The sequence below is a fragment of the Corticimicrobacter sp. genome, assembly GCF_040137905.1.
Lineage (GTDB): Bacteria > Pseudomonadota > Gammaproteobacteria > Burkholderiales > Burkholderiaceae_B > Corticimicrobacter.
In genome coordinates this window covers 12,215-26,743 of the sequence record NZ_JBEFDG010000011.1, presented here as the reverse complement: position 1 = coordinate 26,743, position 14,529 = coordinate 12,215, and the positions used below count along the sequence as shown (strand labels likewise).

General features: G+C 62.8%; 11 protein-coding genes, 1 tRNA gene and 2 pseudogenes. 8 read left to right on the top strand and 6 right to left on the bottom strand.

Features of this window, described 5'->3' with window-relative positions:
• Nucleotides 1–4: 4 nt before the first annotated feature.
• Entirely contained in the window at nt 5–2,059 is a 2,055-nt protein-coding gene (tkt, locus tag ABN482_RS01365; protein ID WP_349502304.1) for a transketolase, read from the bottom strand.
• Nucleotides 2,060–2,176: 117 nt separating this feature from the next.
• Between tkt and ABN482_RS01360 the strand changes: the two genes are divergently transcribed.
• Nucleotides 2,177–3,016, top strand: coding sequence for a 16S rRNA (uracil(1498)-N(3))-methyltransferase (locus ABN482_RS01360; protein ID WP_349502303.1), 840 nt, complete (start codon nt 2,177–2,179; stop codon nt 3,014–3,016).
• Here ABN482_RS01360 and ABN482_RS01355 read toward each other — a convergent pair.
• Entirely contained in the window at nt 2,982–3,860 is an 879-nt protein-coding gene (locus ABN482_RS01355) for a LysR family transcriptional regulator (protein ID WP_349502302.1), read from the bottom strand. The genes ABN482_RS01360 and ABN482_RS01355 overlap by 35 nt on opposite strands.
• Here ABN482_RS01355 and ABN482_RS01350 point away from each other — a divergent pair.
• Nucleotides 3,832–4,240 (top strand): annotated as a pseudogene (locus tag ABN482_RS01350) (NAD(P)H-dependent oxidoreductase); the annotation flags it as partial. The gene ABN482_RS01355 and the pseudogene ABN482_RS01350 sit on opposite strands and share 29 nt — an antisense overlap.
• Before the next feature lie 201 nt (nt 4,241–4,441).
• Here the strand turns inward: ABN482_RS01350 and ABN482_RS01345 are convergent.
• The 4 genes and pseudogenes from ABN482_RS01345 to ABN482_RS01330 form a co-directional block, all read right to left on the bottom strand.
• Nucleotides 4,442–4,873: pseudogene (locus tag ABN482_RS01345) on the bottom strand (barstar family protein); the annotation flags it as partial.
• Entirely contained in the window at nt 4,870–6,057 is a 1,188-nt protein-coding gene (locus tag ABN482_RS01340) for a patatin-like phospholipase family protein (protein ID WP_349502301.1), read from the bottom strand. The pseudogene ABN482_RS01345 and the gene ABN482_RS01340, both read right to left, overlap by 4 nt.
• A 4-nt stretch (nt 6,058–6,061) precedes the next feature.
• Nucleotides 6,062–8,353, bottom strand: coding sequence for an NADP-dependent malic enzyme (locus tag ABN482_RS01335; RefSeq protein WP_349502300.1), 2,292 nt, complete (start codon nt 8,351–8,353; stop codon nt 6,062–6,064).
• Nucleotides 8,354–8,433: 80 nt separating this feature from the next.
• Nucleotides 8,434–9,348 (bottom strand): hypothetical protein, encoded by a 915-nt coding sequence (locus tag ABN482_RS01330; protein ID WP_349502299.1) that lies wholly within the window; start codon nt 9,346–9,348, stop codon nt 8,434–8,436.
• Nucleotides 9,349–9,470: 122 nt separating this feature from the next.
• On the opposite strand from ABN482_RS01330, the gene ABN482_RS01325 reads away from it, so the two are divergent.
• From ABN482_RS01325 to ABN482_RS01300, 6 genes are all read left to right on the top strand, one after another.
• A complete protein-coding gene (locus tag ABN482_RS01325; RefSeq protein WP_349502298.1) occupies nt 9,471–10,631 on the top strand; it encodes a pyridoxal phosphate-dependent aminotransferase in 1,161 nt (386 codons plus the stop codon).
• 34 nt (nt 10,632–10,665) lie between these two features.
• Nucleotides 10,666–11,058 (top strand): CidA/LrgA family protein, encoded by a 393-nt coding sequence (locus ABN482_RS01320; protein WP_349502297.1) that lies wholly within the window; start codon nt 10,666–10,668, stop codon nt 11,056–11,058.
• Complete coding sequence (locus tag ABN482_RS01315; RefSeq protein ID WP_349502296.1) at nt 11,055–11,792, top strand: LrgB family protein; 738 nt, start codon at nt 11,055–11,057, stop codon at nt 11,790–11,792. The genes ABN482_RS01320 and ABN482_RS01315 overlap by 4 nt, the downstream gene beginning before the upstream one ends.
• Nucleotides 11,789–12,589 carry an N-acetylmuramoyl-L-alanine amidase gene (locus ABN482_RS01310; RefSeq protein WP_349502295.1) on the top strand — a complete coding sequence of 267 codons (801 nt, stop codon included), beginning with the start codon at nt 11,789–11,791 and terminating at the stop codon, nt 12,587–12,589. The genes ABN482_RS01315 and ABN482_RS01310 overlap by 4 nt, the downstream gene beginning before the upstream one ends.
• 134 nt (nt 12,590–12,723) lie before the next feature.
• Nucleotides 12,724–12,814 (top strand) — tRNA-Ser (locus tag ABN482_RS01305).
• A 153-nt stretch (nt 12,815–12,967) separates the two neighbouring features.
• Nucleotides 12,968–14,464 (top strand): ATP-binding protein, encoded by a 1,497-nt coding sequence (locus ABN482_RS01300; protein WP_349502294.1) that lies wholly within the window; start codon nt 12,968–12,970, stop codon nt 14,462–14,464.
• Nucleotides 14,465–14,529 lie beyond the last annotated feature (65 nt).

The window sequence follows — 14,529 nt, the reverse complement described above, 5'->3', positions numbered from 1 at the left end:
CTCCTTATAGAACCTTGCGAACCGCCTCGACCACCGCTTCGGTGGTCAGGCTGAAATGTTTGAACAGGACATCGGCCGGGGCTGACTCGCCGTAGCTGTCGATGCCCACCACGGCCCCCTCCAGGCCGACATACTTGTGCCAGAAGGCCGTGACACCCGCCTCGACCGCGACGCGCGGCACACCGGCCGGCAGCACCGACACCTGCCAGGCCTTGTCCTGACGGTCGAATACATCGGTCGAAGGCATCGACACCACGCGCACCGGCACGCCTTCGGCCTGCAACCGTTGCTGCGCCTCGAGTGCCAGGGCCACTTCGGAACCGGTCGCGAGGATCACGGCACGCGCCTCACCCTTCGAGGCCTCGCTCAGCACATAGCCACCCCGCGCAATCGCCGCCGTGGTCGCGGCATCGCGCGGCACAAACGGCAGGTTCTGGCGCGACAGCAGCAGCGCGCTGGGGCCGCCGGCATGCACCGTCATGCCGATGCTGGCCGGACGGGTCACGGCAGCGCCCCAGGCGGCAGCCGTCTCGACCGTATCGCATGGGCGCCAGACGTCGAGATTGGGAATCAGCCGCAGGCTGGCAGCATGTTCGATGGATTGATGGGTCGGGCCATCCTCGCCCAGACCGATGGAATCATGGGTAAACACATGCACCACGCGCTGCTTCATCAGCGCAGCCATGCGCAGTGCGTTGCGCGAGTAGTCCGAGAACGTCAGGAACGTACCGCCAAAAGGCAGGTAGCCGCCGTGCAGGGCAATACCATTCATGATGGCAGCCATGCCGAATTCACGCACACCGTAGTTGATGTGACGACCAAAGGCAATCGGCTGGCCGGGTTGCTGCGCGGCACGCACCGGCACCACGCCCTTCCAGTCGGTATAGTTGGAACCGGTCAGGTCGGCCGAGCCGCCCAGCAGTTCCGGCAACAGTTCGGCCAGCGCGGTAATGGCATGCTGCGAAGCCTTGCGCGTGGCCAGCGTTTCACCCTTGGCCACTGTGGCCTCGACGAAAGCCTGCCAGGCAGCCTGGAACTCGCCCGGCAGATCGCCGCGCATGCGGCGCAGGTACTCGGCAGCCAGTTCGGGATGAGCGGCAGCATAGGCATCGAAACGCTGCTGCCAATCGGCCTGCGCCTGAGCACCGGTCGCGCGTGCATTCCAGAATGCTGCGACGTCTTCGGGAATCTCGAAGGGGCCGTGGTTCCAGCCCAGGGCGGCACGCGTGGCGGCGATTTCTTCGGCACCCAGCGGCGCGCCGTGCACCTTGGCCGTGCCCGCCATGTTGGGCGAACCCTGGCCGATCTTGGTACGGCAGGCAATCAGCGTGGGACCGCCGGCGGTACGCGCACGTGCCTCGGCAATCGCGGCAGATACGGCAACCGCATCGTGGCCATCGGCCACGCGGATGACATGCCAGCCATAGCTCTCGAAACGGCGCGCCGTATCGTCGGCAAACCAGTGCTCGACCTTGCCATCGATGGAAATGCCGTTGTCATCGTACAGCGCCACCAGCTTGTGCAGGCCCAGCGTGCCGGCCAGCGAGGCAACTTCGTGCGAAATGCCTTCCATCAGGCAGCCATCGCCCAGGAACACATAGGTATGGTGATCAACCACGGCATGGCCGTCACGATTGAATTCTGCCGCCAGCAGGGCCTCGGCCAGCGCCATGCCAACCGCATTGCCCAGCCCCTGGCCCAGCGGCCCGGTGGTGGTTTCGACCCCCGGCGTGATGCCGACTTCGGGGTGGCCGGGCGTGCGCGAGTGCAACTGGCGGAACTGACGCAGGTCATCGATCGACAGGTCATAGCCGGTCAGGTGCAGCAGGGCATAGATCAGCATCGAACCATGCCCGTTGGACAGCACGAAGCGGTCACGGCCGGGCCAGGCCGGATCGGCCGGATTGTGCCGCAGATGATCATGCCACAGCGCCTGTGCCATATCGGCCATGCCCATGGGCGCACCCGGGTGGCCCGAGTTGGCCTGTTGCACGGCATCCATCGCCAGGGCACGGATGGCATTGGCGGGACGGTGATTGGATGTATCGGAAATACTCATGGATGAGAGTGGCGCAGCCGCTAGCGATGGGAAATGCCGGGGATTTTAGCATTCAAGCGCAGCCCGATGGGCATGGCTAAAATAGAGTCGTCCCCTTGCCCGCCCTTCTGTCCAGCCATGTCCGCACCCCGTTTTCACTGCACGACCGCCCTGTCCGCACACCAGACCCTGGATCTGCCCGACGAAGTTGCCCATCATGCGATACGCGTGCTGCGCCTGCCTGAAGGCACTACCATCACGCTGTTTGACGGTCATGGTGGCGAATATCCTGCACGCCTGATCATCGATGGCAAGCGCGGCCGCGCCGAGATCGGTGCACACGACCGGCGCGAGGCAGAACTTCCCGGCCACCTGACCCTGGCCCAGGGGTTGCCGGCAGGCGACAAGATGGACTGGATCATCGAAAAGGCCGTCGAGCTGGGCGTCCAGCGCATCAGCCCCATTGCTGCACAGCGCAGCGTACTCAAGCTGCAGGGCGACCGCCTCGACAAACGCCTGCGCCACTGGCGTCAGATCGCCGTGGCCGCCTGCGAGCAGTGCGGACGCAATCGCATCCCCGAGATCGATGCGCCCGTGACACTGACACAATGGCTGACGGACTCCGCCCGGCAAGGTGCCACACATGAGTCAGGTGCCTCTGACCAGGCGACGCTACCATCAACTGAAGCCACGCTGCGCCTGATGTGCACGCCAGAAGCCGGCCATACGCTGAAGCAGGCGCTGGAACTGGCTCCCCTGCCTGCCGGACAGGCAAACAGTGCGTTCGCAAGCCGGCAGACGCGGGACATCATTTTTCTGATCGGCCCCGAAGGCGGCTGGAGTCCCGAGGAGCAGACCCTGGCACAACGCCACGGGGTACAGGCCATCCGGCTCGGCAGCCGGGTCCTGCGCACGGAAACCGCTGGCCTGGCGCTGGTGGCCGCTACGGCAGCCCTGCAAGGCTGGCTGAACGACTGATCCAGCTGTCGCGCTCATGATTGATCGAATTGGCAATATGCGCGCGCAGCCACTGATGCGCAGGATCACGATGCACCCGTTCAGGCCATAGCATCAGCATCTCGAAGCCGGGGATCGCCACCGGTGCCGCCGCCACCTGCAAGGCCATGTTGCCCCTGACCAGCCGCGACGGCACCATCGCCACCAGATTGGTATGCGCCAATACCGCATTGAGAAAAAGAAAATGAGGCACGGACAGCGCGACGCGACGTGCGACACCACATGCCGCCAGGGCCTTGTCCGTCACGCCCTCGAAACCACCGCCTTCCGGCGACACGACAACATGCTCCAGCGCGCAGAACTGCGCCATAGTTAGTGGAGACGCCAGACACGGATGCCCTGCACGCCCGGCCAGTACATATGTTTCCGTGAACAGCGACCGGCGACGTAAATCCGGAGGGGCTTCGGTATCGGTCAGAAAAGCCAGATCGATATCGCCCTGCTCCGCCTTTTTTGCTACCAGCGTAGGGGCCGCCTGGATCACAGCAAGGCGCGTCGCGGGCGCAAGCTGGCGCAGACCGGCCAAGGCAGGCAACAAAGCGGTGTATTCCCCGTAATCGAATGCGGCCACGCGCCAGGTCTGGCTGGACTGCGCCGGCTCGAATGCGCCGGCAGGCGCAACCACCTGCTCCAGCACGGCCAAGGCCTGCCGCAGCGGCTCGCGCAGCGCATCTGCCCGCGCAGTAGGCCGCATCCCACGCGGACCAGGCAACAACAGCGGATCGTCGAAAAAATCTCGCAGACGGGCAAGCTGCACACTTACCGTGGGCTGAGCCAACTCCAAACGGGCATACGACACCGACATGCAAAGCGCCGACATCACACATGAGCAGGAAAAGCAGCGCTGGGCAGATACCGTGATCCTGCAATTTCCCCTGTGGTGGTTCTCGATGCCTGCCATTCTCAAGGGATGGATCGATCGGGTATACGCCTGCGGCTTCGCCTATGGGGTAAGCGAACATTCCGCCCCACGTGATCTACCGCACCGGCAAAATCGATGACGCCGGTTTCGAGCAGGCCAGGAAGGCACTGGGGCTGCGGCTGGACACCCTCGGGACAACCACCCCGATTGCCTTTCGCAAGCAGAATGCAGGTGATTACTGCATTCCGGAACTGACCTTGCGAGCCGATCTTGCCCCTGGAGCGTCAGGACTGGGGATTCATGTCAGGCAAGAGCCAACCTGATCCGGACCGGCATGCTGGCAGGATCAGGGGCAATGCACGATTGGGCGCGTGTCAGCGCGCGTCCTCATCGTCATCATCGTCGCTGTCAGTGACCTCGCCATCCTCGACTTCGTCATCCTCATCGAGGCTGTCGTCGAAGTCGATGTCTTCCTCTTCTTCATCGTCGTACTGGTCGCGGCTCGATACGGCGACCGGCAGGCTATCCGGCTCGGTGTGGCGGCCTGCATGTTCGAAGTAATAGGCAAATGCACGACCATTGTCACGGGCAAACTCGGCCACATCGGCGCACACGGCCTCGATATTGACGGCATCGTCTTCCAGGGCCGGATCGGCCGAATGCAGGTGGCTCAGCCACAGCACCACACCCGTTTTCTGTTCCGTGACCGTATCGCACAGACAATCGTACAGCGCTTCCAGGTCACCGCCGAAGAACAACGGGTAGTCCACTGCCTTGGCGATCGCCCTGAGCACCGCCGAGCGGTTACGGGCACGGTCACAATCGGCCACGAACAGTGTCATCTCGGCCTGGGACGCCATTTCGGCCAGTTGGCCGGCCTCGGACACTGCCATGGTAAGGGCTCCGCCCTCTCGCAAATCACGCAGGTGCCGCGCAGCCGATTTGCCTTGCGTCATATACTGCTCTCCTGGAAAAAATCTTCGACTTCTGCAATGCGCTGCATCGTATCGGTATATCCGAGTTCGATCAATTGATTTGTGTAGGCCGCTTCGAACAATAGGTAAGAAACCAACGTTCCGCCACTGAGCCGGTTACGCTCGGTCGACACCCCCAGCGCCCGCAGGAACATGCGCATCATCGGCGGCATGCTGTCCAGGTGCATCAGGGCCAGATCGTCCAGTCGCCGACTCGGTGCCAGCGCCAGCACCCGCACCGGCCGCAGGTCAAGCGCCCGACCGGCCTCCGGGCTCAACGCCAGCATGGCATTGAGTCGTTCCAGCCGCTCCACGTCCATCGGAATGCTGTCCAGGAATACGGTGGCCATGGCCTGTCCGCCGATCTGGGCCAGCGATGGATGGCCTGTCTCCTGGCCGCGCTGCTCTGGATGCGTATCGCCGCCGCTGAACGCGGTCCCAATCACCAACACCCGCTGCGCCCCCAGATGGATGGCCGGGCTGATCGGTGCCAGTTGCCGCATGGAACCATCGCCACACCACTCCCGGCCCTGCCCGGTTTCCAGCGGGCGAGCAGGAAACACGAAGGGAATGGCGCTCGATGCCATCAGGTGCGAAACACCGATCCGGGTAGACACGGCGCGCCGCAGCGTACGCCGCCAGGGCTTGATGGCATAGCGCGCCTGATAGAAGGTCAGATGTTCGCCGCTGTCATACCCCGATGCCGTAATCGCCAGTGCCGACAGCGCGCCGGACTCGAAATGTCCTGGCAGTCGTCCGAAGTCGAGCGTCGCCTCCAGCAATTGCTCCAGCGGTGCATTGTCGAGCAGGGAGCGGGGCTGCGGCTGGCGGATCGCCGACCACAGCCAGCCCAGCATCAGCATGGACAGCCAGCGCCCGCCGCCGCGCGACAGCCCCCAGGCATCGGTACGGTAGACCAGGGAAGTATCGAGAGTGCCCCACAGGTGGCGCAGTCGCCGCAGCGCCAGGCGAGGATGGCTGGCACCGCAGGCCAGTGCTGCCGCATTGATGGCACCGGCCGAAGTGCCGCAGAGAATGCCGAACGGCAGGGGGAAATCCGCCCTGCCGTTGGGGTCGAGAATATCGGCAATGGCGCACAGCGCACCGACCTGATAGGCTGCGCGGGCACCGCCGCCCGCCAGAACCAGGCCGGTCGCGGCCGCCATCGACTTACCTCGGTACGTTGGCGTCGACCACGGTCAGCGCCGTCATGTTGACGATGCGCCGCACGGTCGAGCTGGAGGTCAGGATGGTCACCGGCGCATTGGCCCCCAGCAGAAAGGGGCCGATCGCCACGTTGCCACCCGCCTCGGTCTTGAGCAGGTTGTAGGCGATATTGCCGGCATCCACATTCGGGCAGACCAGCAGATTGGCCGCCCCCTTGAGGGTTGTTTCCGGCAGGATGCGATTGCGCAGCGATTCGTCGAGCGCGCAGTCGGCGTGCATTTCACCGTCGACTTCCAGGTCGGGAGCCCACTCGCGGATCAGGCGCAGCGCCTCGCGCATTTTCTCGGACGAAGACGAGCCACCCGTACCGAAATTGGAGCGCGACAGCAGCGCCACCTTCGGCTCGAGGTTGAGGCGACGCATTTCAGCCGCCGCCAGCAGCGTGATCTCGGCGATTTCCTCGGCGTTGGGATTGTCGTTGACGTGGGTATCGACCAACGCCACCGTACGTTCCGGCAACAGCAGGATGTTCATGGCAGCGTAGACGTTGACGCCCTCCTCGCGACCGATCACCTGATCGATGAAGTTGAGGTGATTGCCATAGGCCCCCACCGTCCCGCAGACCATGCCATCGGCCTCACCCAGGTGCATCATCATGGCACCGATCAGGGTCAGGCGACGGCGCATTTCGACGCGCGCCATTTCCTTGTCGATACCCTGGCGGCACATCATGTTCCAGTAGGTATTCCAGTAGCGATGGAAGCGCTCGTCGAACTCGGGATTGGTGACTTCGACATCATGGCCCAGGCGAATGCGCAGGCCGTATTTTTCGATGCGATCAGCCAGCACGGCAGGACGCCCCACCAGGATGGGTTTGGCCAGTTTCTCATCAACGATTACCTGGACGGCGCGCAATACACGCTCGTCTTCGCCTTCGGTAAAGACGATGCGGGCCTTGCCGCCTTCGCGCACGAATTTCTTGGCGGCCGCGAACAGCGGCTTCATGAAGGCACCGGAGTGATAGACGAACTGCTGCAACTGATCGCGATAGGCCTCCATATCCTGGATCGGCCGCGTCGCCACGCCGCCATCCATGGCAGCCTGGGCCACGGCAGGCGCGATGCGCGAGATCAGGCGAGGATCGAAAGGCTTGGGAATCAGATATTCCGGCCCGAATGAGAGATCCTCAATGCCATAGGCCGCTGCCACGATATCGCTTTGCTCTTCCTGAGCCAGCCCGACCAGTGCATTGACCGCAGCGATTTCCATTTCCAGGGTAATCGTGGTGGCTCCCACATCAAGCGCGCCCCGGAAGATGTACGGGAAGCACAGCACATTGTTGACCTGGTTCGGGTAGTCCGAGCGGCCAGTGGCCATGACCACGTCATCACGGACCGAATGGGCGACCTCGGGCAGGATTTCGGGATTGGGATTGGCCAGTGCCAGCACCAGAGGACGGGCCGCCATCTTCGCCAGCATCTCGGGCTTGAGCACATTGCCTGCCGACAGGCCCAGGAAGGCATCGGCCCCGTCGATCACTTCGGCCAGGGTACGCGCATCGGTCTTCTGGGCGAACACCGCCTTTTCTTCGTCCATCAGGGTGGTACGGCCTTCGTAGACCACGCCTTCGATATCGGTCACCCAGATGTTCTCGCGCGGCAGGCCGACATCGACCAGCAGCTTGAGGCAGGCCAGCGCGGCAGCACCTGCGCCCGACACGACCAGCTTGATCTTGTCGATTTCCTTGCCCACCACCTTGAGGCCGCCCACGAAGGCGGCCACCACACAGATGGCCGTACCGTGCTGGTCATCGTGAAAAACGGGGATCTTCATCCGCTCGCGCAGCTTGCGTTCGATGATGAAGCATTCCGGTGCCTTGATGTCCTCGAGATTGATGCCGCCGAAGGTCGGCTCCAGCGAAGCAATGATCTCCACCAGTTTGTCGGGATCGGTCTCGTCGATTTCGAGATCAAAGACATCAATCCCCGAGAATTTCTTGAACAGGACCGCCTTGCCTTCCATCACGGGCTTGGAAGCCAGCGCACCGATATGCCCCAGGCCCAGCACGGCAGTGCCATTGCTGATCACGCCGACCAGATTGCCGCGTGCGGTGTAGCGGAAGGCATTGGCCGGATCCTGCACAATCTCTTCGCAAGGAGCCGCCACCCCGGGAGAATAGGCCAGCGCCATGTCGCGCTGGTTGGTCAGGTGCTTGGTGGGGGTAACGGCAATTTTGCCCGGCCGGCCCTGCTCGTGATAGAGCAATGCAGCCTTGCGCAGATCGGTGGCATCCATAAGTCTCACTCTCGCTTCGATGGACAGAAGCTGTTGATCTTTTCAACAACGGGAAGCGCTGATTCTAGCCCTGTTCTGCCCTATTCTGGCAAGTGCGGCAGGATTTTTCGGGGATCGAACAGCACCTTGATTTTGCGTTCGAGTTCAGCAGCCTGCGGATCGATGCCTGATTGCTGCGACGCGTCATCCGCCTCATCCCGAGCCAGATCGAACACCACCTGCTCTATCCACACCAGCGTACCGCCACTGCCGGCAAGCAGTCGTGCCAGATCCGGCACATGGGCGTCATCGGCGCGCATGGCATCGAGGCGATAGCGGAGCGGCCAGTTTTGTGCATCGCACCACATCTGTACCTGCGGTTCGCGCGACAGATCGAACAAGGCCGGGATCAGCCGTTGCACCACCGTGCTGCGCAGAGGACGCTGCCCGTCAACCCCGAATGGCCCGAAACGCTCCAGCGTGCCATCGGCCAGCATGACATCTACCGCCCTCAGATAACGGCTGCGTCCGCCGCGCGCAAACCAGGCGGCCAGCGTCTGCATATCGCCGCCCCGGCATTGCGCCAGCAGATCATCGGCGATTTCCTCAGGCAACTGGCTGATTGTGCAGCCCGGCCCGGCCCGCCAGAGGCGACCATCCGCCTCCGACACCAGATGCGTCAGATGCCGACGCACATCGATGCAGACAGCAGGCAGCCCCGGTTCGCGTTGCGACCAGACACCCGCCGTGCGGGCCAGCGGGCCTTCGACCATATCCGCCAATCCCTGGCAGACACCGGCCGGTGCCATCTGCACGCCCAGCTCGGCGCACCAGTCGCGCAACTGGCGCACCTGCGCGGCCTCGGTCGGCGCGACCCAGGCCAGCGGTGCCCGGTCCTCGGCCGGTGCCTCGACATAGGCATCGGGCAACAGGCGGGCCAGCCGCCGGCAAAATACCTGCCAGGGCGATTCGGGCGGACGACGCCCCGTCAGGAAAGCTCTGCGTGAAGGCTGCATGATGACTACAATCCGTTCTTGATCTAACCTTATATATAACCACGATCACACAGACATTGCCCGGCATCAAACTGCCGGGCGTTTTCCATTTTATTCTCCCTTTTTTCCTGCCACTACCCGACATGTCCGCCCATCTTGCCGCACGCACCCATGCCATCCAGCCGTTTCTCGCCGTCGAAGTCGCCAAGGAAGCGGCGCGACTGCAGGCAGCCGGTCGCGACATCATCAGCATGGGCATCGGCGAGCCGGACTTCACGGCCCCGCCCCCCGTGCTCGCCGCCGCGCTGCGGGCCATGGAGGCAGGCCATACCGGCTACAGTGCTCCAGCCGGCCTGCCGGCGCTGCGCGAAGCCATCGCCGCGTTCTATGCCGATCACTTCGGCGCGCCGGTCGATCCCGGCCGCGTCATCGTCACCTCGGGTGCCTCCGGCGCGCTGCTGCTGGCAGCCATGGCCCTGGTCAACCCCGGCGACGAAATCCTGCTGCCTGACCCGTCCTATCCGGCCAACCAGAACTTCATTGCCAGCGCCGGCGGCATCCCGCGCCTGATCCCGAGCGACGCAGCGCGGCGCTTCCACCTCAGCGCCCAGGATGTCCGCGACCACTGGACGCCTGCCACGCGCGGCGTGCTGATCGCCTCGCCCAGCAATCCAACCGGCACATCAATCGCCGACGACGAACTGCGCGCACTGATCGACGCAGTACGCCAGCGCAACGGTTTCGTCATCATGGATGAAATCTACCTGGGCCTGTCCTACGACCATGCCCCCCGTTCGGCCCTCCGCCTGGACGACAACCTGATCATCCTGAACAGCTTCTCCAAATACTTCCACATGACAGGCTGGCGCCTGGGCTGGATGATCGTCCCCGAGGCACTGGTTGCCCCCATCGAGCGCATGGCAGCCAGCCTGGCGATCTGCCCTCCCTCGCCTTCGCAGCACGCAGCCTTGGCCTGCTTCGGCACCGAGGCACTGGACATCTTCGAGGCCCGTCGCCTGGCCTTTCGCCAGCGCCGCGACTTCCTGCTGCCCGCCTTCGACAGCCTGGGCCTGGATGTGCCGGTCAGGCCCGATGGGGCCTTCTATATCTATACTGACATCAGCCGCCACAGCGACGACAGCTCGACCTTTGCCGCACGGCTGCTGCACGAAGCCGGCGTAGCTGCCGTGCCGGGCATCGACTTCGGCCCTGCGCATGCCGCGCGCAGCATCCGTTTCTCGTATGCCACCGCGATGCCACAACTGGAGCAGGCCATCGAGCGCATGCGCCCCCTGTGTCGCTGACCACCCCATACCGACAGCCTTCCACGAGACTGCCATGCTCTACGCCATCGCCGCACTCCTGCTGTTCCAGCTCATCGGCGAGCTGACTGTCCATTTCCTGGCATTGCCGATTCCCGGCGCGCTGGTCGGCATGCTGCTGATGTTTGCCGTACTGATGCTGCGCCGCAAGGTGCCGGGCCCGCTGCACGATGTCTCGATGACATTGCTGCGCAACATGATGCTGCTGTTCATCCCGGTCATCGCCGGCGTGATTGTCCACTCCGAACGCGTCGCCGCCGAGTGGCTGCCGTTCATCCTGGCCTGCGTCGCCGGCACGGCCGCCACCCTCGCCGTCACCGCGCTCACGCTGCGCTGGATGATGCGCCGCATGGCACCTGCCGCAGCGGGTCACGCCGGCACATCTGCCGACAACGGAGACACGCCATGACCGAGGCCGCGCCAGCGCTGACGGCCTCCTTCTGGCAGTCTTTCTCCAATCCGCCCCTGCTGTGGCTGAGCATCACGCTGGCGGTCTACCTGGCCACCCACTGGCTGTACCAGCGCAGCAACGGCAACCCGCTGCTGCTGCCGGTACTGACCGGCGTCATCATCATCGTGGCGCTGCTCTGGGGGACGGATACCGCCTATCCTGACTACTTCGATAGCGTACGGCTGCTGTACTTCCTGATCGGCCCGGCCACGGTCGCGCTGGCGATCCCGCTCTGCAGCCAGATCGCCCGCCTGCGGCAGATGTGGCTGCCACTGCTGGTCGCCCTGCTGGCCGGATCGGCCACCGCCGTCGTCTCGGCCATCGGCATCGCCTGGCTGTTTGGCGGTTCGCTGGAAACCATCATCTCCCTGGCCCCCAAGTCGGCCACCATCCCCATTGCCATGGGCGTGGCCGAGCGCACCGGCGGGCTGGGGCCGCTGGCGGCCGTCGCCGTGGCCGTAACCGGCATCAGTGGTGCCATGATGGCCCCCCTGATGCGCCGCCTGCTGCACATCGATGACCCCGCCATCACGGGTTTCGCCATCGGCGTCTCGGCCCATGCCATCGGCACCTCGCGCGCCATTCAGCTCGGCGAAGTCGCCGGTGCCTTCTCGGCGCTGGGCATGGCCCTCAACGGCATCGCCACGGCCCTGCTGGTACCACTGGCCCTGCAACTGCTGGGGTGGCTATGAAAACACCACGCCTGCTGGCAGTCCTGCCCCTGGCATGCGCCGCCCTGCTGGCCGGCTGCACGGGCTCGAAGCCATATGTCCTGGATACATCGCATACAGCGGTCAGCCAGGACAGCCGGGTACGCTTTATCGTGCTGCACTACACCGCTGGCGATCTGGACCGATCCTTACAGGTCCTGGGCCAGGGCCGGGTCAGCAGTCATTACCTGGTGGATGACAAGCAGCCTGTCACCGTCTACGCCCTGGTCGATGAAAACCGTGCCGCCTGGCATGCCGGTGTCAGCAGTTGGTACGGCCAGACTGCACTCAATACCAGCTCTATCGGTATCGAGATTGTCCATGACGGCCCGCAAGAAGACCGCTATGGCAACCTGTCATGGGCCCAGCCCTATGACGAGGCACAGATCCAGGCCGTGATCGCCCTGGTGCGCGATATTGCTCAGCGGCATGGCGTCGCGCCGCGCAACATCGTCGGCCACAGTGATATCGCCCCGCTGCGCAAACAGGACCCGGGACCGCTGTTTCCCTGGAAACGCCTGGCCGATGCCGGACTGGGACGCTGGTATGACGAGGCACAGGCCACTCACCTGCGCCAACGCTTCGATGAACAGGGACTGCCCGATATCGGCTGGTTCCAGGACAACCTGATCCGCGTCGGCTATGCCCTGGATCGCACCGGCCTGCTCGACAACGCCACACGCCGGACCCTGTCCGCCTTCCAGATGCACTACCGCCCGGCGCGTTTCGACGGCCAACCGGATGCCGAAACGGCCGCCATCCTGCAGACACTGCCCTGAGCTACCCGGCATTGCAGGGAGGTAGACACCAGCCCAGGACAGGCTGACTTGATAGGATCCGCATTCTGGTCTAGAATGCCGGATTCGCAAAAAGCGCAGCGCAGCTAGTACAGCCCCGCCGCCTTTGATGCATAGGACAGGTGGCCGAGCGGTTGAAGGCGCACGCCTGGAAAGCGTGTATACGTCAAAAGCGTATCGGGGGTTCGAATCCCCCTCTGTCCGCCAGATACATATACAACCCGCTGCTTCCTCCTGGATCAGCGGGTTTTGTTTTGAGCGCTGCATAAATTCGCAGCATGCGTCACCTTCACAGCCGCCGCACTCCCTTGTTATGCTTCATGCATAAAAGGACCTACAGGCAAGCAGCCAATGTCGCACATGCTCGAACAACTCCTGCGGCAAGCCGAAAGCAAAACGCTGGAATTCAAGCGTGACCTTTCCTCACCGCGTAATCTGCTCAAAACACTGATTGCTTTCGCGAACACCGCTGGCGGGCGCGTATTGATTGGCATCAGTGATCACAAGCAGGTTGTTGGCGTCTCCGACCCTTTGGCAGATGAAGAACGTATTTGCAACTTGATTGCCGATTCGATTTCTCCACGTCTGATTCCCAATGTAGAACTGGTCAGTTCGGGCGAACACACACTATTGATCCTGGAAGTATTCCCAAGCAACTCACGTCCGCACTACCTGAATACGCCAGGTCCCGATCAAGGCGTATACATACGTCTGGGCTCCAGCAACCGGCAGGCAGGCCCTGATCTGATTGCAGAAATGCGCCGCACTGCAATGGGAATTGTTTTTGATGAAATGCCCATGCTGGAACTGTCCGAAAGCGATGTCGACCTGATAGCCGCATCCCGCTTGTTTGGCACACAACACCCGCTGGATCACAAGACACTGACCACACTGAAACTGTTGCGCCAGGAACAAGGTCGTCTAGTACCCACACATGGCGCAATCCTGCTTTTCGGAAAAGACCGGATACAACACTTTCCTGACGCCTGGATCCAATGTGCCCGTTTTCGCGGTCTCGACAAAGTGGATATTTTCGATCAGGCCGAAATCCACGCTCACCTGCCCGAAGCCGTCACGTCGATTGAGCAATTCCTGCAAAAACATGCATTCAAGACAGCGCAGTTCGGTGCCATGCGACGCCAGGACATCTGGAGCATACCGATCTCGATCTTGCGTGAGGCGATAGTCAACGCCTTGGTTCACAGCGATTATTCGCAACGTGGCACGCCCATTCGTATCGCGTTCTTCGATGACCGTATCGACATCGAGAGTCCGGGCCTGCTGCTGCCGGGCATGACCATTGAAGACATGAAAAACGGTGTTTCCCGTATCCGCAACCCTGTCATTGCTCGCATATTTCGCGAACTGGGCCTGATCGAACAATGGGGAAGCGGTATAAAACGCATTTTTTCCGAAGCCCAGAAACAAGGCTTGCCTGAACCCCGCATTACAGAAATTGCAACAGGCCTGCGCTTGAGCATCTATGTGCAAAAAACAGCCCCGATCATGGCTTCCTCACTCACAAGTGAGCAAGTGAGCAAGCAAGTTCGTGAGCAAGCCAGCGCCTATCTCAGTGATCGTGCCAGGATCATGCTGAGACTATGCTCGGTACAGCCCGCCAGCAAAGCCGAACTCTTGTCAGCAGCCAGACTCTCAAACGCGTATATGAACTACAAGCGGCATATCATTCCGCTCGTGGAACAAGGCCTGCTCGAACTGACCATACCCGATCGCCCCCAAAGCCCCTTTCAGCGATATCGATCCACCGTACTCGGGCAGCACTTTCTTGGCATGGACATGCCTTCTCTCCCCAACGAGACAGGCCGCCAAGACCTCCCAGGCAATCAACAAAAATAACCTGCACCACGCCGGCATCCCCTCCGCCAATTGCCTCAGGCGCTTGACCTTCATCATTCCGCCCC